Here is a 19,993-nt window from a genome sequence, read left to right as displayed (position 1 = left end):
CCTCAAGGTTGTGCTGGCCAACCCCGACCTGCACCTGCGAACCAACGAGCCGCTGTCCAATCCAACGGCGGAGCAGCACGAGCGCATGCTGGTGATCTTCGATATGCTGATGTCGCTGTGCGAGCGCGCCTACCTGGTCGCCTACAAGCCCAAGATGAGCGAGACCGAGGCGCGGCGCTGGAACAGCTGGGACGACTACATGCGCGAATGGTGCCGGCGCGAGGATTTCCACAATGCCCTGCCGTTGCTTTTGGGCGGCGAGGATCCACAATTCCAGAGTTACCTGCGCCGCATCGCCCAGGAGGAGCGCGGCGCGCCGCTGACCCACTGAGACCACCGAGACCACTGAGCTTGAAAGGAGCTAGCCATGTCTGATTCCATCGTCATCGTCGGCGCCGCCCGTACCCCCATGGGCGGCTTCCAGGGAGACTTTTCCGCGCTGTCGGCGCATGACCTGGGCGGCGCGGCGATCAGGGCCGCCGTCGAGCGCGCCGGCATCTCCGGCGATGCCGTCGGCGAGGTGCTGATGGGCAATTGCCTGATGGCCGGCCAGGGCCAGGCGCCGGCCCGCCAGGCGGCGTTCAAGGGCGGCCTGCCCAAGAGCGCCGGCGCCGTGACGCTGTCCAAGATGTGCGGCTCCGGCATGAAGGCCGCGATGTTCGCGCACGACATGCTGCTGGCCGGCACGCACGAAGTGATGGTCGCCGGCGGCATGGAGAGCATGACCAATGCGCCCTACCTCATGCTCAAGGGCCGCGGCGGCTACCGCATGGGCCACGACAGGATCTACGACCACATGATGCTCGACGGCCTGGAAGACGCGTACGAAGCGGGCCGCTCGATGGGCACCTTCGGCGAGGACTGCGCCGCCAAGTACCGGTTCTCGCGCGAGGAGCAGGACGCGTTCGCGATCGCCAGCGTCAAGCGCGCCAAGGCCGCGACCGAATCGGGCGCGTTCGCGAAAGAGATCACCCCCGTCACGGTGAAGAGCCGCGCCGGCGAGACCGTGGTCTCGATCGACGAAGGTCCCGGCAAGGTCAAGCTCGACAAGATTCCGCAGCTCAAGCCCGCGTTCAAGAAGGACGGCACCATCACCGCCGCGTCCAGCTCGAGCATCAACGACGGCGCCGCCGCCATGGTGCTGATGAAGGAGTCGGTCGCCACCCGCTACGGCAGCCAGCCGATCGCCCGCATCGTCGGCCACACGATGTTCGCCCAGGAGCCGGAGTGGTTCACCACGGCGCCGGTCGGTGCCGTGCAGAAGCTGCTCGCCAAGACCGGCTGGAAGGTCGGCGAGGTCGACCTGTGGGAAGTGAACGAGGCCTTCGCGGTGGTGCCGATGGCGCTGATGAAGGAACTGGGGGTCAGCCACGACAAGCTCAACGTCAACGGCGGCGCCTGCGCGCTGGGCCATCCGATCGGCGCTTCGGGCGCCCGCATCATGGTCACGCTGATCCACGCGCTGCAGGCGCGCGGCGGCAAGCGCGGCATCGCCACGCTGTGCATCGGCGGTGGCGAGGCGACCGCGGTGGCCCTGGAAATCATCTGAACAACGCTGCGCATTGCTTCGCGCGAGCGGCGCTGCTCGCGCAGAAAGACGAGAGATGCTCCTCAGTCCCGACCAGGAAATGATCCGCGATGCGGTGCGCGCGTTCGCCCAGGAGCAACTGTGGCCCAACGCCGCGCGCTGGGACAAGGAGCACCACTTCCCGCGCGAGGCGCACCGGGGGCTGGCCGCGCTCGGCGCCTACGGCATCTGCGTGCCGGAGGAATACGGCGGCGCCGGTCTCGATTACGTGACCCTGGCGCTGGTGCTCGAGGAGATCGCGGCCGGGGACGGCGGCACCAGCACGGCGATCAGCGTCACCAACTGCCCGGTCAACGCCATCCTGATGCGCTACGGCAGCGAGCCGCAGAAGCAGCGCTGGCTGGCGCCGCTGGCCCGCGGCGAACTGCTGGGCGCGTTCTGCCTGACCGAGCCCCACGTCGGCAGCGATGCCTCGGCGTTGCGCACCACGGCCACGCGCGACGGCGACGGCTATGTGCTGAACGGCGTCAAGCAGTTCATCACCAGCGGCCGCAACGGCCAGCTCGCCATCGTGATCGCGGTGACGGACAGGGCCGCCGGCAAGCGCGGCATGAGCGCGTTCATGGTGCCGACCGACGCGCCGGGGTACGTCGTGGCGCGGCTGGAGGACAAGGTCGGCCAGCACTCCAGCGACACGGCGCAGATCCGCTTCGACGGCTGCCGCGTTCCCGCCGACCACCTGATCGGCGCGGAGGGCGAAGGCTACCGGATCGCCCTGTCGGCGCTGGAAGGCGGGCGCATCGGGATCGCCGCGCAGAGCGTCGGAATGGCACGCAGCGCCTTCGAGGTGGCGCTCGCCTATGCCAAGGAGCGGCAGAGCTTCGGCCGCTCGATCTTCGATCACCAGGCGGTCGGCTTCCGGCTGGCCGAATGCGCGACCAGGCTCGAGGCGGCGCGCCAGCTCGTCTGGCATGCCGCGACGCTGCGCGATGCGGGCCGGCCGTGCCTGAAGGAAGCCGCGATGGCCAAGCTGTTCGCCAGCGAGAGCGCCGAGCAGGTCTGCAGCGCCGCGATCCAGACGCTGGGCGGTTACGGCTACGTCACCGATTTCCCGGTCGAGCGGATCTGGCGCGACGTGCGGGTCTGCCAGATCTATGAAGGCACCTCGGACGTGCAGAAGATACTCATCCAGCGCGCCCTGGGCTGACGCCGCGAGACTGTACGCGACCGGCGCCGCGACTCTATACTGCCGGCGATGCCACCGCCGTCCGCTTCGATGCAGGCCACCGCGGCCGCTGCCGCGCAGCGCGCCGCCGTGCTCCAGTCCGCGCAACAGCGCAACTTCGACATGATCGCGGGCGGCGAGCCGCTGCGCGGATTGCTGTCGCACCTGGCCACCACCGCCGAGGCGCTGGCCGACAGCGCCACGGTGGCGTCGATCCTGGTTCTCGACGGCGACGGGCTGTTGCGCAACGGCGCCTCGCCCAACCTGCCCGCTGATTACCTCGACCGGATCGACCGGCTCAAGCCGGATGCCCGCGTGGGCACCTGCGCCGCCGCCGCCGCCACCGGCGAGATCGTGCTGACGCCGAGCTTCTACGACGACCAGCGCTGGGCCGAGCTGCGGCACCTGCCGCTGGCGCTGGGCTTTCTCGGCGCCTGGAGCATGCCGATCAAGAACGCGCAGGGCCGCGTGCTCGGCACGTTCGGCACCTACTTCCGCGAGCACCGTGAACCGACCGCCGAGGAACGCGAGGCGGTGCGCGTGCTCGCCGCATGCGCGGCGCGGGCGATCGAAGCGCGCGCCAACGCCGTGGCGGCCTAGCGGCGCGCGGCCCGACAACGACGAGCACGAGGAGCGAGCATGCCGATCACGAAAGGGTTCCGCCAGCTGGTGGACGAGGCCAACGCGCAGATCACGACCTACAGCGTCGCCCAGGCGCGCGCCCGCCTGGACGACCCGAAGGTGCAGATCGTCGACATCCGCGACGCGCGCGAGCTCGAACGCGAAGGGACGGTGCCCGGCTGCCTCAATGCGCCGCGCGGCATGCTGGAGTTCTGGGTCGATCCGCAGTCGCCGTACTTCAAGCCGGTGTTCGGCGACGAAGGCAGGGAGTTCATCCTGTTCTGCGGCGCCGGCTGGCGCAGCGCGCTGGCGGCGAAGGCGCTGCAGGACATGGGCATGACCAACGTGGCCCACATCGACGGCGGTTTCGCCGAGTGGGTGAAGCAGGGCGCCCCGGTCGAAAGCTACGAGTCGCACCGCGCGCGGCGGCATCCGCCCAAGGGCGGCGGCGCCGGGTGACGGCGCCAGCCCCCCAGGGGCCGTGCCCCTGCGGCCGCCTCGATGCCAGGGGCCGGCCATGGCCGCTGGCCGCGTGCTGTGGCCGTTTCCTCGACGGCGAGCCGGCGCCGGATGCCGAGTCGCTGATGCGATCCCGTTACACGGCCTACGTGCTGGGCCGCAGCGACCATCTGCTTGCAACCTGGCATCCGGAGCAGCGGCCGCCGTCGCTGCAACTCGAGCCCGGCCTGAAGTGGCTCGGCCTCGAGGTGCGGGAGCACCGGCAGCCGGATGCGAGCCACGCCCAGGTCGAATTCGTCGCCCGGTATCGGGTGGCCGGCCGCGCCGTCCGGCTGCACGAGCGCAGCCGCTTCGTGCGCGGCGCCGACGGCTGCTGGTCCTATGTCGATGGCGACCAGCTGGAGCCGGGGCGGCCCGGCGGCGGGGGATCCGCAGCGGAACTGCGCGATGATCGGGCGGCGCGGCCGCGACGGTAGCGATCACGGCGGACGGCCGGATCGCACGCGGCGCGCCACAGGCAGGAGCGGGAATGCGGTTTGAGGCGGTGCTATTCGATTGCGACGGCGTGCTGGTGGACAGCGAGCCGATCACCAACGGGGTGTTGCGCGACATGCTGGAGGAACTGGGCTGGCAGCTCAGCGCCGAAGAGTGCATGCGGCTGTTCATCGGCAAGGCGGTGAAGGACGAGCGGGCGGTCATCGAGGCCAACACCGGGCAGCCGCTCACCGAGGACTGGCTGGGGCGCTTTCGCGAACGGCGCAACGTCGGCCTCGTCCAGGGCGTGCAGCCGATCCGCGGCGCCGTCGGGGCCGTCGCCATCGTGCACGAGCGCGTCGGCGGCCGTATCGCGTGCGCCTCGGGCGCCGATCGCTTCAAGGTCGAACTGCAGCTCGACAAGTGCGGGCTCATGCCGTATTTCGCCGGTCGCATCTTCAGCGGGCACGAGACGCCGCGATCCAAGCCGGCGCCCGACGTGTACCTCGCCGCCGCCGCCGCGCTGGGGGTGGATCCCGGGCGCTGCGCCGTCGTCGAGGACACCGTCACCGGCGTCGCCGCCGGGCTGGCCGCCGGCGCGACCGTGTTCGGCTACAGCCCGCCGGAAGCCGGCCATGACGCGCCGCGGGCATTGCGGGCAGCCGGCGCGTTGCAGATCTTCGGCGACATGGCGCTGCTGCCTGACCTGCTCGGCTGATCGGCCCGCAGCCCGAGCGTGGCGTGCCGGCGCGCCCGTGCGCGGCGCCGTCAGGCGGTCAGTTCGGGCTTGAGGTCCGACAGCGGCACCACACCCTGGTCGCCGTCTTCGTACAGCAGGTGGGCGCCGTTGGGCGTCATGCGCCAGCAGGCGGAGAACGTGCGGCCCTGCACCGTCGCGGTGGCGGCGTGGTACCGGGTGTGCAGCTGAGGTTCCAGCAGACTGAGCACCGGCGGGCTGGTGCACGGTCCTTCGGCCAGGCGGACGGAGTCGCCGCCTTGACGGGCCACGAGGTCGCCTGCGAAGGCGGGTGCCGCTGCCAGCGCAGCACACAGAAGAGCCACTTTCATTGCCATCTCCCATTCGCGGGCGCCACCCGGCGCCCCCTTGCATGGCATCTTCGAGCGCGGGCCCGGGCGGTGCTGTAGGACCCAAGGCGCAGCCCGGGTCCGTGGATGGCGGCGGCCGGCAGCAGCCGTCATCCCACCAACATGCGAGGCGCGGCCCACAGCCGCCATCACGATCCGAGCCCGGCCCGGACGGCGCGAAAGGCCGGGCGGCGCCGGGCCGGCGCGCGGCACCAGCGCCTTTGCCCGCACCGGCGCTGGCGCGCGCGGGCAGCGGGACGCTCCGCATTCCTACACGCGCCCCGGCCCGGTGTTCATAGCATGCTGATCTCAACCAAAGGAGCACTGCCCATGCCGAACACGCGCGCCGGCTCGCGCCACGACGATCGCATCGATACCAGCTGGGACTACGAGGTGTGTGCCTGGGCCAGGCACTTCAACACGAGCCAGCAGCGCGTGCGCGAGGCAGTGCAGGCCGTGGGCAACCGGGCCGAGCGCGTGCGCGCGCACCTGGCTGAACATGCGCAGCGCGGCGGCGCCGGCCCGGGCGAGCGGCCGTCGGCGCGGTAAAGAGGCGGGGGAGCCGGCCCGGGCCCCGCGTGGTGGTGGGGCGGGCCGGCGTGTTGGATCGCTAGCCGCGGCGCGCGCCGGTGCCGCGCCCGGTGTCGGCCGCGCTGTTGGCGTCGCGGTCGGTGGTGGTGTCGCCGTCTTGGCGCACGCCGGCCTTCTTCACCCCACGGCTCGGCTTGTACTCGCGCCCGGATTCGGCGGCGCGGCCGCGATCGCTTGGCGTGCCGCCCATGCCGGCGGCGTCAGCGCTGCCTTCTTCCGACGGCAGGTCGGATTCCACCTCCGGCGGATGGGTGTCGCCGGTCATCTTGGCTCGGTTGAACGGGTCGGGCATCGGTGGGCTCCAGAAGTTTCGATGCGGCCCAATCTAGCGGTGTCGCGGCGCGCCGACTGTAGGAGAACGCCGCCGCCAGCGCGGAGCGACGCGGGGCGCCCCGCTGCCACGGCCCAGCGTCAGGAGCGCCCGTTGCTGAAGCGGCGCAGCAGGGCCAGGAACTTCGCCTCGTCGTAGCCGCGGCCGGCCTCCAGCTCGCCGGTGCTCTGCGAATGCAGCAGCTGGCCGTCGGCGTCGAGGACGAACAGGTGGGGATAGCCCTTCACCCGGGGCCAGCGCGCCAGCAGCTGCTCGTTGCGGTTCTCCGGCGACCAGTTCACCTTCACCCACACGTAGTGGCGCTCGAGCAGATCGCGCACCGGCGGGTGCGAGGCGACGAACGCGTCCAGGAGGTGGCACCAGGAGCACCATTCGCCGCCGACGTCGACGATCACGCGCTTGTGCTGCGCGCCGGCCAGGGCCAGCGCGGCGGCGACGTCGGCCGCGGCGTCGCGCCGCGGGTCGAAGCGCTCCGGCAGGGGCGGGCCGGCCAGAGCCGCGCCGGCGGCGGCGAACGAGGCGACAAGGCAGATCAGCAGCAGCAACTTCTTCATGGCGGGTGGCCGGCCCGTGTGGGGCGTCGGTCCGGGTCGAAGTATCGCTGCTCGGGACGGCGTCGGTCGAGCGCGGGCGGCCCGGCCGCAGCCGATGGCGCCCGCCGGCGCCGCTGCGTCAGGCCGGCTTCTTGAACTCGGACAGCGGCACCAGGCCTTCGTCGCCGTCTTCGTAGACCAGGCGCGCGGTCTGGCCATCGATCACCCAGCAGGCCTGGAAGGCCTGGCCGGAGATCTGCGCCGTCGCGTCGTCGGCGGGCCGCGGCCGGCGCAGGCGCAGCGCTGCCGGGCGCGTGGGCGCCCGCGCATGAGCCCACGCCGGCCCATCCTGTGCCACCATCGCGGCGTGAAGCCGCTGCTGCGTCTCTTCTCCGCGATCCATGCGGTCATCGCCGCCCTGTTCGCCGTGGCCGCGCTGCTGCTGGTCGCGATCGCGACCCGGGCCGGGTGGAGCGCCGTCGCGGGCGGGCTGGGTGCCGGGGCGGCGCAGGGAATGGTCGAGGCGGTCGGGCTGCTGGCCGCGGCCGTCGTCGCGCTGCAGATCTCGCAGACGGTGGCCGAGGAGGAGGTGCTGCGCGACGCGCACATCAGCGCGCCGACCCGGGTCCGGCGGTTTCTGTCGCGCTTTTTCGTGGTGGTGGTGGTGGCGCTGGTGATCGAGGGCCTGGTGGCGACCTTCAAGGCGATCCATGAAGATCTGTCGCTGCTGCTGTACGCCGCCGCCGTGCTGTCCGCGACGGCCCTGCTGCTGGCCGCCTGGGGCGTGTTCGTGCTCTGCAACCGCGCGGCCGAGGAACTGGAGCCCGAAGCCATGGCCGAGGCCAAGCGCGAGGACCAGAAGCTCGCCTAATCGACCGGCGGCAATCCCAGCCCGGAGACCTCGTTGCGGGTGTACTCGATCAGGAAGTCGAGAAAGGTGCGGGTGCGCAGCGGCATGAATTCGCGGCTGGGAAGCACGGCAACCAGGCGCAGGCGCTCCGAAATCCACGGCGCCAGCACCCGCCGCAGCTGGCCCTCCCGCAGCAGCGGCGCCACCAGTTCCACCGGTTGCGCGCTGATGCCGGCGCCGTCGAGCGTGGCGCGCAGCAGCGTGTCGATGTCGTTGGCGGTCATCACCGGCCGCACCTCCACTTCGATGGCGCGGTCGCCGGCCGTCGGATCGATGACCTTCAGCGACCGCAGGCGCACGCCCGGCGGCCGCAACCGCAGGCAGCGATGGTGCTGCAGGTCGTGCGGCACCGCCGGTTCGCCGTGGCGCTCGAGGTAGGCGGGCGACGCGCAGAAGATGGTCTGGCTCACGATGATGGTGCGCACGATCGCGTCGGCGTCGATGTGGGTGCCTTCGGTCACCACCGTGATGTCATGGTGCTCCACGGTGAGATGCGTGACGTCGCTGACGTGCACGTCGATGGCGACCCCCGGATGCATCCGCTGGAAGGCCGCGGCCACGGGCGCGACGACGTAGCGGGCAGCGGTCGGCGGGGCCAGCACGCGGACCGTGCCGCTCATCTCGCGGGCGTGTTCCTGCACCGCCGCCTGGGCTTCCTCGATCTCCGCCAGGATGATGCGCAGGCGCGCGAGGTAGGCCTCGCCGGCCTGGGTGAGCGACACCCGCCGCGTCGTGCGTTGCAGCAGCCGCACCCCGAGGTGCTGCTCCAGGTCGCCGACCAGCCGGGTCACGACCGCCGGCGCCAGGTCCAGGTGGCGCGCGGCGGCCGCGAAGCCGCCCTCGTCCACGACGGCCTGGAAGACGCGCATCGATTGCAGCCGGTCCATGGATGCTCTCCTTATTGTTGATGATATGGCAATAAGCAATTGTCATGGAGGTTGTTTTTTGACGCGTACGTGAGGAATACAGTCTCTTTCACCGATTCACGAAAGGACCTGAAAGATGAAAACCTCCAAGCTGCTCCTCCTGGCCTCCCTTGCCGCCGCCGCCTCCTTCGCCGCGCAGGCGGACGAAGCCGACGCTTCGCAGTACGGCGTGCAGTTCCAGGGCGCCCTCAGCCGCGCCCAGGTGCAGGCGGAACTGGGCCAGTACAAGAAGGCGGGCGTCAACCCCTGGTCGACCAGCTACAACCAGATCGCCGCCAGCAAGGCGATCCGGACCCGGGCCGATGTCAGCGCCGAGTACCTCGCCGCGCGTGACCAGGTGGCCGCGCTCAACGGCGAGGACAGCGGCTCCGCGTACCTGACGCAAACCGCGGTTCGCGGCACCGCCGCCAGCACCAACCTGGCCGGCCAGCCGCGCAACAGCGCCAGGTAAGCGACGCGCAGCGAGCGCCCGCCGCCAGCCGCCCCGCGTGGGCGGCTTTTCCGTTGGCGGGGCCTAGGCGGCGCGCCGGAACTCGGCCGGCGTGACGCCGGTCCATTGACGGAAGGCGCGGATGAAGCTCTTTTCGTTGCGAAAGCCCACCGCGGCGGCCACCTGCTTGAGCGGCTGCCTGCCGCGATAGAGCAGTTCGCGGGCGCGCTCGCCCCGCACCTCGTCCTTCAGCTGCTGCAGGCTCGCGCCTTCCTCGCGCAGTTGCCGGTGCAAGGTGCGCGCCGAGATGTGCAGCAGCGCCGCCAGGCCCTGTGCGTTGTGGGTCTGTGCGGGGTGCGCGATCAGGGCCTGCCGCACCTGCTGCACCAGCAGCCGGTCGCGCCGGTACTGCAGCACCATCAGCGGCACCGCCCGCTGCAGCATCTGGCGCAGCGCCTGTTCGTCGCGCCGCAGCGGCAGGGCCAGGTAGCCGGCGTCGAAGCGCAGCTCGGCGCGCGCCTGCCCGAAGCGCACCGGACCCGGGAACATCAGCTCGTAGGCCCCGGCATGGGCCGGCGCCGGGAAGGGGAAGGCCGCGGCCAGCAGCGGGATGCGCGACGCGACGTACCAGCAGGCGAGACCGTGGACGTTGCGCAGCACGTGCACCAGGCAGAATTCGCGCGCCGCACCGAGGTCGCGCCGCTCCTCGATCGCGATGACGGCCGTGCCGCCCGCCACCGACAGTTCCAGCCCGATGTCCTCGACCAGCAGGCCGTGGTAGCGGCACCAGCGCTTGAGCGCCACCCCGAGGTCGGGCGAGCTGAGCGCGGCGCGCGCCACCATGCCGTAGCTGCCCCACGGCAGCCGGCGCGAAAACGCGCCCAGGGCCTCGTCATCGAGCTCCCGCATCGCCTCGGCGGAGAGCACCTCCATCTGCGCGGCAGTGATCCGGCCATCCGCTTGCTGCAGGGCCGCTGGCGTGATCTGTGCCAGCTCCAGCACCCGCCCGGGGTCCTGGCCGCGCCGCCGGTACGCCGCGACGACGGCCCGTGCGAAAGCCATCGGCGTGGCGGCGGCAGGGGCCCGCGGGCGACCGGTGTCGGCTCGGGCTGGCATCGCACCAGTCTGCCGCAGCGTGGCCCGATTTGCAACCTCACTGGCGGCCGGCGCGCGGGGGCTGGCTCTAAGCTCGCGCTATTGCCGCCCGCATCCCGGCCCGGGCGGGCAGGAGCGGGGGCCGCCGCGCTAGGATGCCCCCACCCTGCCCCGGCCCCGAAGGAGCGGGCACGGTGCCAGAGGAGACCCATGCCCGTTCTCGAATCGCGACTCAATTCCCGCTCCGCCGACTTCCAGGCCAATGCCGCCGCGATGCGCGCGCTGGTGGCGGACCTGCAGGTGCAACTGGCGAAGGCCGCCGAAGGCGGGGGCGCCGCCGCGCGTGCCAAGCACGAGGCGCGCGGCAAGCTGCCGCCGCGGCAGCGGGTGCAGATGCTGCTCGATCCGGGCACGCCGTTCCTGGAGCTGGCGCCGATGGCCGGGCACGGCATGTACGACGGCGACGCGCCGGCCGGCGGGATCATCGCGGGCATCGGCCGCGTGAGCGGCACCGAGTGCATGATCGTCTGCAACGACGCCACGGTGAAGGGCGGCACCTATTTCCCGATCACGGTGAAAAAGCACCTGCGAGCGCAGGAGATCGCGCTGCAGAACAGCCTGCCCTGCATCTACCTGGTCGACTCGGGCGGCGCGAACCTGCCCAACCAGGACGAGGTGTTTCCCGACCGGGAGCATTTCGGCCGCATCTTCTACAACCAGGCCAACCTGAGCGCGCAGGGCATCGCCCAGATCGCCGTGGTGATGGGCTCGTGCACGGCCGGCGGCGCGTACGTGCCGGCGATGAGCGACGAGACCATCATCGTGAAGAACCAGGGGACGATCTTCCTGGGCGGCCCGCCGCTGGTGAAGGCCGCGATCGGCGAGGTCGTCTCGGCGGAGGACCTGGGCGGCGGCGACGTGCACACCCGGCTGTCCGGCGTGGCCGACCACCTGGCGCAGAACGACCTGCACGCGCTGGCGCTGGCACGCCAGGCGGTGGCGACGCTCAACCGCGGCAAGCGGGCGCAGCAGCAGCTCCTGCAGCCGCGGCCCCCGAAGTACGACCCGCTCGAGCTGCACGGCGTGATCCCGTCCGACGTGCGCAAGCCGTACGACGTGCGCGAGATCATCGCCCGGATCGTCGACGCTTCCGAGTTCCACGAGTTCAAGGCGCGCTACGGCACGACGCTGGTGTGCGGCTTCGCGCACGTGGAAGGCATGCCGATCGGGATCGTCGCCAACAACGGCATCCTGTTCTCGGAGAGCGCGCAGAAGGGCGCCCATTTCATCGAGCTGTGCTGCCAGCGCAAGGTGCCGCTCGTCTTCCTGCAGAACATCACCGGCTTCATGGTCGGGCGCAAGTACGAGAACGAAGGCATCGCCCGCCACGGCGCCAAGATGGTGACGGCGGTCGCCACCGCGCAGGTGCCGAAGTTCACGATCATCATCGGCGGCAGCTACGGCGCCGGCAACTACGGCATGTGCGGCCGCGCCTACTCGCCGCGCTTTCTCTGGATGTGGCCCAACGCACGGATCAGCGTGATGGGTGGCGAGCAGGCCGCCAGCGTGCTGGCCACCGTCAGGCGCGACGGCATCGAGGCGCGCGGCGGCAGCTGGAGCGCCGCTGAGGAGGAAGCCTTCCGCCAGCCGATCCGCGAGCAGTACGAGGTGCAGGGCCATCCCTACTACGCGACGGCGCGGCTGTGGGACGACGGCGTGATCGATCCGGCCGACACCCGGCGCGTGCTGGCGCTGGGCCTGTCGGCGACCATGAACGCGCCGATCGGCGAGCCGAAGTTCGGCGTGTTCCGGATGTAGCAGTGACGCGGGGGAAGTCGGCGATGCGGGCGATGGCGGTGGGAATCGTGGTGCTGGCGTTGGCCGCCGCCAGCCAGGCGCGGCTGCGCGAGGAGCAGCTCGAGGTGCCGGTGGAAGTCACTGATGCCTACGGCAAGACGCTGCGCCAGCCCATCAAGGTCACGGTGTTTTCCGACGATGCCAACCCGCGGCCCGCGCCGGTGCTGGTGCTGAACCACGGCCGTTCGGCGGATGCCCGCGAACGGGTGCAGATGGGCCGGGCCCGTTACACCGCCGCCTCGCGCTTCTTCGTCGCCCAGGGTTTCATCGTCGCGGTGCCAACGCGCATCGGCTACGGCGTCACGGGCGGCGAGGACATCGAGGACTCCGGTGACTGCGGGCGCAAGAACTATCCGCCGGGCTACGTGGCCGCGGCGCGGCAGACGCTCGCCGTGCTCGAGCGCGTGCGCCAGCGCGACGATGCGGCACCGGACCGCGCCGTGGTCATCGGCCAGTCGTACGGCGGCGCGACGGCGGTCGCGGTGGCCGCGCTGAATCCCCCGGGCGTGCAGGCGGCGATCAACTTCGCGGGCGGCGGCGGCGGCAACCCGAAGACGCGGCCGCAGCGGCCGTGCTCGACGCCCCAGCTGGAGGCGATGTTCCGCGGCTGGGGCGCCAGCGCGAAGGTCCCGATGCTGTGGATCTACACCGAGAACGACATGTACATGGGCCCGACCCATCCGAGGGAGTGGTTCGACGCGTACTCGGGCGCGGGCGGGGCGGCCGAGTTCGTGCAGTTCCCGCCGCACGGCGAGGACGGGCATTCGCTCTTCACGCGCTTGCCCGAGGTGTGGCAGCCTCGGGTGCTGCAGTTCCTGCGCTCGCACGGCTTCCCGCCGGCATCACAGAAAGGGCCCTGATGGCACACCTCGACATCCGCTGCGCCGACTGGCGCGCCACCGTGACGCTCAACCGCCCCGACGTCCGCAACGCCTTCAACGACGAGGTGATCTACGAGCTGACCAAGGCCTTCCACGACCTCGGCTCGCGCGACGACGTGCGCTGCATCGTGCTCGCGGGCAACGGACCGGCGTTCTGCGCCGGGGCCGACCTCAACTGGATGCGGCGCATGGCCAGCTACACCCATCGCGAGAACTTCGCCGACGCCACCGCGCTGGCCGAGATGCTGCGCGTGATCTACCGCTGCCCCAAGCCGACCATCGCCAGGGTGCAGGGCGACGTCTATGCCGGCGGAATGGGCCTGGTGGCGGCCTGCGACATCGCGGTCGCCGCCGACACGGCGCAGTACTGCCTCAGCGAAGTCAAGCTGGGCCTGATCCCGGCAACGATCAGCCCCTACGTGGTGCGGGCCATGGGCGCGCGCGCGGCCCACCGCTACTTCCTCACGGCCGAGCGGTTCGGCGCCGCCGAGGCGCTGCGCTGCGGCCTGGTCCACCAGGTCGTCCGCGCCGTCGACCTCGACCGCACGATCGACACGCTGGCGCAGACGCTGATCCAGGCCGGGCCGCAGGCAGTGAGCCTGTGCAAGGAACTGGTGCACGAGGTGGCGGAGCAGGAGATCACGCCCGAGCTGATCGCTTCCACCGTGCGCTCGATCGCCGACATCCGGGTGAGCCCCGAGGGCCGCGAGGGCATCCAGTCGTTCCTCGACAAGCGCCCGCCGTCGTGGCTGGCGCGCGGCTGATGGAAGCGCTGGGCCACCTGGTGGACGCGCCGCAGCTGCTGGCGCTGGCGGCGGCGCTCGGCTGGGCGAGCGGCATCCGGCTGTACGCGGCGGTGTTTCTCGCCGGGCTGGCCGGGGCCATGGGGTTCGTCGACCTGCCGGCCGGGCTGCGGGTGCTGCAGCATCCGGGCGTGCTCGGGGCAAGCGGGTTCATGTGCTTCGCCGAATTCTTCGCCGACAAGATCCCGTACGTCGACACGGTCTGGGACACGGTCCATACCGTGATCCGCATTCCGGCCGGCGCGGCGCTGGCGGCGGGCGCGCTCGGCGCCGACAGCCAGGCCATGGGATGGATCGCCGCGCTGCTGGGCGGCAGCCTCGCCGCCACCAGCCATGCCGCCAAGCTGACCACCCGGGCCGCCGTCAACACCTCGCCCGAACCGTTCTCCAACATCGGCGTGTCCCTGTTCGAGGACGGCTTCGTCGTCTTCATGTTGTGGCTCTCGGCCACGCACCCGGTGCTGTTCGCGATCGCACTCGCGCTCACGCTGGTGATCGCGATCGTGCTGATGATCGTGCTCGTGAAGTTCCTGCGCGCCGTCGCGCTGCGCCTGCGCGGCTTCTTCGAAGGCCGCCGCCCGTTCCAAGGAAGCTGAATGTTCGAGAAGATCCAGATTGCCAACCGCGGCGTTCGCGCTTGCGCGGGGGAGCGCTCACGGCTGCGTGTGGCGCGTCTGATGCGCTCAGCAAATCGCCAGGCCCGCGCAGCGGGCGCAGGCGATGAGCCGCGGGAGACCACCCATGTTTAGCAAGATCCTCATTGCCAACCGCGGCGAAATCGCCTGCCGCGTCGCGAGCACCGCCAGGCGCATGGCCATCCGCACCGTCGCCGTGTACTCCGACGCGGACGCCAACGCCAAGCATGTCCTCGCCTGCGACGAGGCGGTGCACATCGGCGGCAGCGCCCCCAGGGACAGCTACCTGCGCTGGGAACGGATCATCGAAGCCGCCCGGGCCAGCGGCGCGCAGGCGGTCCACCCCGGCTACGGATTCCTCAGCGAGAACGAGGGCTTCGCCCGCGCCTGCGCCGAAGCCGGTCTGGTCTTCATCGGCCCGCCGGCCTCGGCCATCCAGGCGATGGGACTGAAGGCCGAATCCAAGCAGCTGATGGAGCGGGCCGGCGTGCCGCTGGTGCCGGGCTACCACGGCGCCGACCAGGACCCGGCGCTGCTGGAGCGCGAGGCCGCCCGCATCGGCTATCCGGTGCTGATCAAGGCCAGCGCCGGCGGCGGCGGCAAGGGGATGCGCGCCGTCGAGCGGCCCGAGGACTTCCAGGCCGCGCTGGCGTCGTGCCGGCGCGAGGCCAGCAGCAGCTTCGGCGACGACGCGGTGTTGGTCGAGAAATACGTGCAGCGGCCGCGGCACATCGAGATCCAGGTGTTCGGCGACAGCCAAGGCAACTACGTCTGGCTGTTCGAGCGCGACTGCTCGGTACAGCGCCGCCACCAGAAGGTGCTGGAGGAGGCGCCGGCGCCCGGCATGAGCGCGGCCCTGCGCCAGCGCATGGGCGAAGCGGCGGTGGCCGCCGCCAGGGCGGTGCAGTACGTCGGCGCCGGCACGGTGGAGTTCATCGTCGAGCAGCAGGCCGGCGGCGCCATGGAGTTCTTCTTCATGGAGATGAACACGCGCCTGCAGGTGGAGCACCCGGTGACCGAGGCGATCACGCGACTCGACCTGGTCGAGTGGCAGCTGCGCGTCGCCGCCGGCGAACCGCTGCCGCTGCGCCAGGACCAGCTGCGCATCGACGGCCATGCGATCGAGGCGCGGATCTGCGCCGAGAACCCCGACAACAATTTCCTGCCGGCGACCGGGCGGCTGGCGGTCGCGCGCTGGCCGGACCACGTGGCGTTCCGCCGCAACGCGGACGCGGAACCGTTCCACGACGCGGCGCCGGTGCGCATCGATGCCGGCGTCGGCGAGGGCGACCCGGTCTCCCCCTACTACGACTCGATGATCGCCAAGCTGATCGTGCACGGCGCCAGCCGCGAGCAGGCGCTGGCCCGGCTGGACGAGGCGCTGGCGCAGGTGCACATCGTCGGCGTCGCGACCAACGTGCAGTTCCTGCGGCTGGTGGTGCGCAGCCCCTCGTTCGCCAACGCCGACCTCGACACGGCGCTGATCGCGCGCGAGCAGGAGCGGCTGTTCCGGCAGGAGCCGCTCGGCCTGCCGCTGGCGGCGGCGGCGGCGATCGCCCAGGCGCTGCTGGACGAACAGGCCACCGCCGGCGCCGACCCCTTCAGCCGCCGCGACGGCTGGGACTCGCACGGCGTGCGGCTGCGGCGGTTCGAGTTCGACTTCCATGGCGAGCGGGCGAAGGCGGAGCTCACCTACCTGCACGACGGCGCGTTGCTGCTGACGGTCGGCAATGTGACGGGCGCGCTCGCGTTCGCCCCCGGCCCGGCGGGAATCGAGCTGCACTTCGCCGGCCAGCGGCTGCAGGCGAGCGTCTATGCCGAAGGCGAAACCGACCATGTGTTCAGCGCCCGCGGCGCGACCCGGATCGTCAACGTCGACCTGCTGGCCCACGCCGGCGAGACCCATGCCGAAGGCGGGCGGCTGACGGCCCCGATGCCGGGCAAGGTGCTGTCCTTCAGCGTGAAGCCGGGCGACGAGGTGACCGAAGGCCAGGTGCTGGCGACCATGGAGGCGATGAAGATGGAGCACACCATCGCCGCGCCGGGCGACGGCGTGGTGGCGGAGCTGCTGTATGCGCCGGGCGACCAGGTGCCGGAAGGCGCGGAGCTGCTCACCCTCACGGCCAAGGCCTGATCGCGGCGGCGGGCAGCGCAGGCGGGGCCGCCCGGCCGGCCGGCGGACCTCGCCAATAATCGCGGGATGGGCGCCTGGGCGCCGCCGTACATCGCTTCAACCATGCGCATCATCTTCTGTTCTCCCGGCCCCAAGCCGGAACCCTGGCTGGCCGGCCTGCGCGCCGCGCTGCCGGAGGCCGTCGTCGACAACTGGCAACCCGGCGCGCCCCAGGCCGACCACGCCGTGGTGTGGGCGCCGCCCCAGCAGTTCTTCGACGAGCAGGCCGGTCTCAAGGGCGTTTTCAACATGGGCGCCGGCGTGGACGCACTGGTCAAGCGCCGGCTGCCGCCGGGGGCCGTGGTGGTCCGCCTCGACGATGCCGGCATGGCGGTGCAGATGGCCGAGTTCGTCTGCCACGCGCTGATCCGCCACTTCCGCGAACTCGACGCGTACGCCGCCGACATCGCGCGCGGCCAGTGGACTTACCGCAAGCCGCTGCTGCGCGCCGATTTCCCGGTCGGCGTGATGGGGTTGGGCGTGCTGGGCGAGCGCGTCGCCAGGGCGGTGGCGCATTTCGACTTCCCGGTGCTGGGCTGGAGCCGCACGCCCAAGCAGATCGAGGGCGTGCGCTGCATCGCCGGGCAAGCGCGGCTGGACGAGTTCCTGGCCGCCACCCGCGTGCTGGTCTGCCTGCTGCCGCTGACCGACCGGACCGAGAACATCCTGAATGCCGCGACCCTGGGCCGGCTGCGCCCCGGCGGCTACGTCATCAACGTGGCACGCGGCGCGCACCTGGTCGACGCCGACCTGCTCGCCCTGCTGGACAGCGGCCACCTCGCCGGCGCCGCGCTCGACGTGTTCCGCACCGAGCCGCTGCCGCCGGAGCACCCGTTCTGGCGCCATCCGAAGATCGCCGTCACGCCGCACACCTCGGCCCGGACCCTGCGCGACGAGAGCATCGCCCAGATCGCCGGCAAGATCCGGGCGCTGGAGCGCGGAGAACCCGTTGCCGGCGTGGTCGACCCCCAGCGAGGATACTGAGCCCATGAAACTGCCAAGCAAAGTCAAGATCGTCGACGTGGCGCCGCGCGACGGGCTGCAGAACGAGCAGGCGCCGGTGCCGGCCGAGGTCAAGATCGGCCTGGTGCAGCGGCTGCAGGACGCCGGCCTGAAGGAGATCGAGGTCACCAGCTTCGTCTCGCCCAAGTGGGTGCCGCAGATGGCGGACGCGGCCGAGGTGATGGCCGGCATCGAGCGCCGGCCGGGCGTGCGCTACTCGGTGCTCACGCCCAACATGAAGGGCTTCGAGGCGGCGGCCCAGAGCCGTCCCGACGAGATCGTGGTGTTCGGCGCCGCCAGCGAGGCCTTCAGCCGCCGCAACATCAACTGCTCCATCGCCGAGAGCATCGAGCGCTTCGCCCCCGTGGTGGCCGCCGCGCGCGAGCGCGGCATCTACGTGCGCGGCGCCGTGTCGGTGGCCGTCGGCTGCCCCTACGAAGGCGAGGTCGCGCCCGCGAACGTGGAACTGGTGGCGCGGCTGATGAAGGAGATCGGGGTCCAGCACCTGGGCGTGGCCGACACCATCGGCGTCGGCACGCCGATCAAGGTGCAGCGCGCGCTGGAGGCGGCGCTCAGGCACTACGACCTGGACGACATCTCGGGCCATTTCCACGACACCTACGGCCAGGCGCTGGCGAACACGCTGGCCGCCCTGCAGCTGGGCGTCTGGCAGTACGACAGCTCCTGCGCCGGCCTCGGCGGCTGCCCGTACGCCAAGGGGGCCACCGGCAACGTGGCGACCGAGGACGTCGTCTACATGCTGCACGGCATGGGCATCGAAACCGGCATCGACCTCGACCGGCTGATCGACGCCGGCAAGTACATCAGCGACTACCTCAAGCGAACGCCCAATTCGCGCGCCGCCACGGCCATCCTGAACAAGCGCCAGCAGTGACATGTGCGGGGCCGAAGTGACATCGTTGCCGGAGGGCGTGCAGCGCGTGGCGCGGGCGCTGCAGGCCCAGGGACATCCGCACGCGCCGGTGATGCTGAGCGACGCCGCGCGCACGGCGCAGCAGGCCGCCGACGCGCTGGGCATCGCCGTGGGGCAGATCGCCAAGAGCATCATCTTCCGCCGCACCGCCGATGACGCGGCGGTGCTGGTGATCACCTCGGGCGACCGCCGCGTCGACGAGCGCAAGGTCGACGCGCTGGTCGGCAAGACCGGCCGCGCCGACGCCGAGTTCGTCAAGCGCAGCACCGGCTATTCGATCGGCGGGGTCTCGCCGCTGGCGCATGCGCAGCCGCCGGTGACCCTGATCGACCGCGAGCTGTTCCGCTTCGAGGAGATCTGGGCCGCCGCGGGACATCCGCACGGCGTGTTCAAGTTGCGGCCGCAGGACCTGGAGCGCCTGACCGGCGCGCCGGTGGCCGACGTCGTGCAGGCGCCGGCCGGCCAGTGATGGCGGCGCACCCGGAACTCGAAGCCAGGGCCCGCGCGGTGGCTGCCGCGCCGGCAGGCGAGGTGCCGTCGCCCTGCGTCTCGATCTGCCGGATGGATCCGGCCAGCGGCCTGTGCGAAGGGTGCTGCCGCACCATCGACGAGATCGCGGCATGGTCGCGGCTGGACGACGCCGGCAGGCGCGAGGTGTGGCGCCGGATCGGCCAGCGCGCCCGCCTGGACGCGGCCGGGTCGGGTCGGCGCGCGGTGGCGAACCGGGCAGCGGGAGCGCAGGAATGAAACAGATCACGTTCTTTCTCGATTTCATCTCGCCGTACGCGTACCTCGCGTTCGAGCAGCTGCCGCAGGCGCTGCAGGGACTGAGCTACAGCGTCGAGTACCGGCCGGTGCTGTTTGCCGGCATCCTGAAGCATCATGGGCAGCTCGGTCCCGCCGAGATCGCGCCCAAGCGCGACTGGACCTATCGCCAGGTGCTGTGGCATGCCCACCGCGCCGGCATCGAGCTGCAGCTGCCGGCGGCCCACCCGTTCAATCCGCTCGCCTTGCTGCGGCTCGCCGTCGCGTGCGGGCAGGGCGGCGCGGCCAACCGCTATGCGTGCGAAACGATCTTCAGGCATGTGTGGCGCGGCGGCGCCGACGCCGCCGACCCGCAGCGCGCGGCGGCGCTCGCCGCGGTGCTGAAGCCGCCGCGGGACCCGGGCGGCGACGAGGTGAAGGCGCAGCTCAAGGCCAACACCGAACGGGCGATCGCGCTCGGCGTCTTCGGCGTGCCCAGCTTCGCCGTGGACGACAAGCTGTTCTGGGGCTTCGACGCGCTGCCCATGCTGCGCGCCTGGCTCGAAGGCGACGCCTGGTTCGCGGGCGGCGCCTGGGAGGCGGCGCAGCAGGTGGGCGCGGGGGTCGTGCGCGGGCGCTGACGGCCGCGGCCGCTACTTCGGCACGCTGATGCCGTAGGTGCTGTCCAGCGTGGTGATCGCGGCGCCGGACGGGATGATCCAGTTGATCCAGCTGGTGCCCCAGGCCCAGTTGCC

General features: G+C 71.5%; 25 protein-coding genes and 2 pseudogenes. 21 read left to right on the top strand and 6 right to left on the bottom strand.

What is annotated here, in order from left to right; genetic code table 11:
* The 7 genes and pseudogenes from VNT59_RS03550 to VNT59_RS03520 form a co-directional block, all read left to right on the top strand.
* Window positions 1-331 (top strand): annotated as a pseudogene (locus tag VNT59_RS03550) (hypothetical protein); the annotation flags it as partial.
* Window positions 332-367: 36 nt separating this feature from the next.
* A complete protein-coding gene (locus tag VNT59_RS03545) occupies window positions 368-1,549 on the top strand; it encodes an acetyl-CoA C-acyltransferase (RefSeq protein ID WP_325496687.1) in 1,182 nt (393 codons plus the stop codon).
* 55 nt (window positions 1,550-1,604) lie between these two features.
* Window positions 1,605-2,735: an acyl-CoA dehydrogenase family protein gene (locus tag VNT59_RS03540; protein ID WP_325496685.1), complete on the top strand. Its 1,131-nt coding sequence runs from the start codon at window positions 1,605-1,607 to the stop codon at window positions 2,733-2,735.
* A gap of 48 nt (window positions 2,736-2,783) precedes the next feature.
* On the top strand, window positions 2,784-3,353 hold the full coding sequence (locus VNT59_RS03535; protein ID WP_325496683.1) for a GAF domain-containing protein: 570 nt from the start codon (window positions 2,784-2,786) through the stop codon (window positions 3,351-3,353).
* Between the two features lie 39 nt (window positions 3,354-3,392).
* Window positions 3,393-3,833, top strand: a complete 441-nt coding sequence (locus VNT59_RS03530) for a rhodanese-like domain-containing protein (RefSeq protein ID WP_325496681.1) — start codon at window positions 3,393-3,395, stop codon at window positions 3,831-3,833.
* Window positions 3,830-4,228: pseudogene (locus VNT59_RS03525) on the top strand (YchJ family protein); the annotation flags it as partial. The gene VNT59_RS03530 and the pseudogene VNT59_RS03525, both read left to right, overlap by 4 nt.
* Window positions 4,229-4,362: 134 nt before the next feature.
* Window positions 4,363-5,025: an HAD family phosphatase gene (locus VNT59_RS03520; protein ID WP_325496678.1), complete on the top strand. Its 663-nt coding sequence runs from the start codon at window positions 4,363-4,365 to the stop codon at window positions 5,023-5,025.
* Window positions 5,026-5,075: 50 nt separating this feature from the next.
* Here the strand turns inward: VNT59_RS03520 and VNT59_RS03515 are convergent, their stop codons facing one another.
* Window positions 5,076-5,375, bottom strand: a complete 300-nt coding sequence (locus tag VNT59_RS03515) for a hypothetical protein (protein ID WP_325496676.1) — start codon at window positions 5,373-5,375, stop codon at window positions 5,076-5,078.
* A gap of 348 nt (window positions 5,376-5,723) precedes the next feature.
* Between VNT59_RS03515 and VNT59_RS03510 the strand changes: the two genes are divergently transcribed.
* Window positions 5,724-5,942, top strand: a complete 219-nt coding sequence (locus VNT59_RS03510) for a DUF3606 domain-containing protein (RefSeq protein WP_325496674.1) — start codon at window positions 5,724-5,726, stop codon at window positions 5,940-5,942.
* 61 nt (window positions 5,943-6,003) lie between these two features.
* Here the strand turns inward: VNT59_RS03510 and VNT59_RS03505 are convergent, their stop codons facing one another.
* From VNT59_RS03505 to VNT59_RS03495, 3 genes are all read right to left on the bottom strand, one after another.
* Window positions 6,004-6,276, bottom strand: a complete 273-nt coding sequence (locus tag VNT59_RS03505) for a hypothetical protein (RefSeq protein ID WP_325496672.1) — start codon at window positions 6,274-6,276, stop codon at window positions 6,004-6,006.
* Window positions 6,277-6,395: 119 nt separating this feature from the next.
* A complete protein-coding gene (locus tag VNT59_RS03500; RefSeq protein ID WP_325496670.1) occupies window positions 6,396-6,869 on the bottom strand; it encodes a thioredoxin family protein in 474 nt (157 codons plus the stop codon).
* 118 nt (window positions 6,870-6,987) lie between these two features.
* Complete coding sequence (locus VNT59_RS03495; RefSeq protein ID WP_325496668.1) at window positions 6,988-7,209, bottom strand: hypothetical protein; 222 nt, start codon at window positions 7,207-7,209, stop codon at window positions 6,988-6,990.
* Window positions 7,210-7,215: 6 nt separating this feature from the next.
* Here VNT59_RS03495 and VNT59_RS03490 point away from each other — a divergent pair, with 6 nt between their 5' ends.
* Window positions 7,216-7,719 (top strand): hypothetical protein, encoded by a 504-nt coding sequence (locus VNT59_RS03490; RefSeq protein WP_325496666.1) that lies wholly within the window; start codon window positions 7,216-7,218, stop codon window positions 7,717-7,719.
* Here VNT59_RS03490 and VNT59_RS03485 read toward each other — a convergent pair.
* The gene (locus VNT59_RS03485) at window positions 7,716-8,645 is read right to left on the bottom strand and encodes a LysR family transcriptional regulator (RefSeq protein ID WP_325496664.1); all 930 of its coding nucleotides are present in this window, start codon (window positions 8,643-8,645) and stop codon (window positions 7,716-7,718) included. The genes VNT59_RS03490 and VNT59_RS03485 overlap by 4 nt on opposite strands.
* 115 nt (window positions 8,646-8,760) lie before the next feature.
* Between VNT59_RS03485 and VNT59_RS03480 the strand changes: the two genes are divergently transcribed.
* Window positions 8,761-9,135 (top strand): DUF4148 domain-containing protein, encoded by a 375-nt coding sequence (locus VNT59_RS03480; protein ID WP_325496662.1) that lies wholly within the window; start codon window positions 8,761-8,763, stop codon window positions 9,133-9,135.
* Between the two features lie 63 nt (window positions 9,136-9,198).
* Here the strand turns inward: VNT59_RS03480 and VNT59_RS03475 are convergent, their stop codons facing one another.
* A complete protein-coding gene (locus VNT59_RS03475) occupies window positions 9,199-10,230 on the bottom strand; it encodes an AraC family transcriptional regulator (protein ID WP_325496660.1) in 1,032 nt (343 codons plus the stop codon).
* Between the two features lie 189 nt (window positions 10,231-10,419).
* Between VNT59_RS03475 and VNT59_RS03470 the strand changes: the two genes are divergently transcribed.
* From VNT59_RS03470 to VNT59_RS03420, 11 genes are all read left to right on the top strand, one after another.
* A complete protein-coding gene (locus tag VNT59_RS03470) occupies window positions 10,420-12,027 on the top strand; it encodes a carboxyl transferase domain-containing protein (RefSeq protein WP_325496658.1) in 1,608 nt (535 codons plus the stop codon).
* A 2-nt stretch (window positions 12,028-12,029) separates the two neighbouring features.
* The gene (locus VNT59_RS03465; protein ID WP_325496656.1) at window positions 12,030-12,926 is read left to right on the top strand and encodes an alpha/beta hydrolase family protein; all 897 of its coding nucleotides are present in this window, start codon (window positions 12,030-12,032) and stop codon (window positions 12,924-12,926) included.
* Window positions 12,926-13,711, top strand: coding sequence for an enoyl-CoA hydratase/isomerase family protein (locus tag VNT59_RS03460; RefSeq protein ID WP_325496654.1), 786 nt, complete (start codon window positions 12,926-12,928; stop codon window positions 13,709-13,711). The genes VNT59_RS03465 and VNT59_RS03460 overlap by 1 nt, the downstream gene beginning before the upstream one ends.
* Window positions 13,711-14,346, top strand: coding sequence for a DUF4126 domain-containing protein (locus VNT59_RS03455; RefSeq protein ID WP_325496652.1), 636 nt, complete (start codon window positions 13,711-13,713; stop codon window positions 14,344-14,346). The genes VNT59_RS03460 and VNT59_RS03455 overlap by 1 nt, the downstream gene beginning before the upstream one ends.
* Window positions 14,347-14,499 (top strand): hypothetical protein, encoded by a 153-nt coding sequence (locus VNT59_RS03450; RefSeq protein WP_325496650.1) that lies wholly within the window; start codon window positions 14,347-14,349, stop codon window positions 14,497-14,499. It begins immediately after the preceding gene.
* A complete protein-coding gene (locus VNT59_RS03445) occupies window positions 14,492-16,519 on the top strand; it encodes an acetyl/propionyl/methylcrotonyl-CoA carboxylase subunit alpha (RefSeq protein WP_325496648.1) in 2,028 nt (675 codons plus the stop codon). The genes VNT59_RS03450 and VNT59_RS03445 overlap by 8 nt, the downstream gene beginning before the upstream one ends.
* A 102-nt stretch (window positions 16,520-16,621) precedes the next feature.
* Window positions 16,622-17,542: a glyoxylate/hydroxypyruvate reductase A gene (locus tag VNT59_RS03440; protein ID WP_325496646.1), complete on the top strand. Its 921-nt coding sequence runs from the start codon at window positions 16,622-16,624 to the stop codon at window positions 17,540-17,542.
* 4 nt (window positions 17,543-17,546) lie between these two features.
* Window positions 17,547-18,455 (top strand): hydroxymethylglutaryl-CoA lyase, encoded by a 909-nt coding sequence (locus VNT59_RS03435; protein WP_325496644.1) that lies wholly within the window; start codon window positions 17,547-17,549, stop codon window positions 18,453-18,455.
* Window position 18,456: 1 nt separating this feature from the next.
* Complete coding sequence (locus tag VNT59_RS03430) at window positions 18,457-18,963, top strand: YbaK/EbsC family protein (RefSeq protein WP_325496642.1); 507 nt, start codon at window positions 18,457-18,459, stop codon at window positions 18,961-18,963.
* Window positions 18,963-19,241, top strand: coding sequence for a DUF1289 domain-containing protein (locus VNT59_RS03425; RefSeq protein ID WP_325496640.1), 279 nt, complete (start codon window positions 18,963-18,965; stop codon window positions 19,239-19,241). The genes VNT59_RS03430 and VNT59_RS03425 overlap by 1 nt, the downstream gene beginning before the upstream one ends.
* On the top strand, window positions 19,238-19,879 hold the full coding sequence (locus tag VNT59_RS03420) for a 2-hydroxychromene-2-carboxylate isomerase (RefSeq protein ID WP_325496638.1): 642 nt from the start codon (window positions 19,238-19,240) through the stop codon (window positions 19,877-19,879). The genes VNT59_RS03425 and VNT59_RS03420 overlap by 4 nt, the downstream gene beginning before the upstream one ends.
* Window positions 19,880-19,993: the final 114 nt, after the last annotated feature.

It is taken from the genome of Ramlibacter sp., from assembly GCF_035554825.1.
In the GTDB taxonomy this organism is placed as follows: domain Bacteria; phylum Pseudomonadota; class Gammaproteobacteria; order Burkholderiales; family Burkholderiaceae_C; genus Ramlibacter.
The sequence above is the reverse complement of the archived record's forward strand: the minus strand, read 5'-3'. Positions and strand labels throughout refer to the sequence as shown.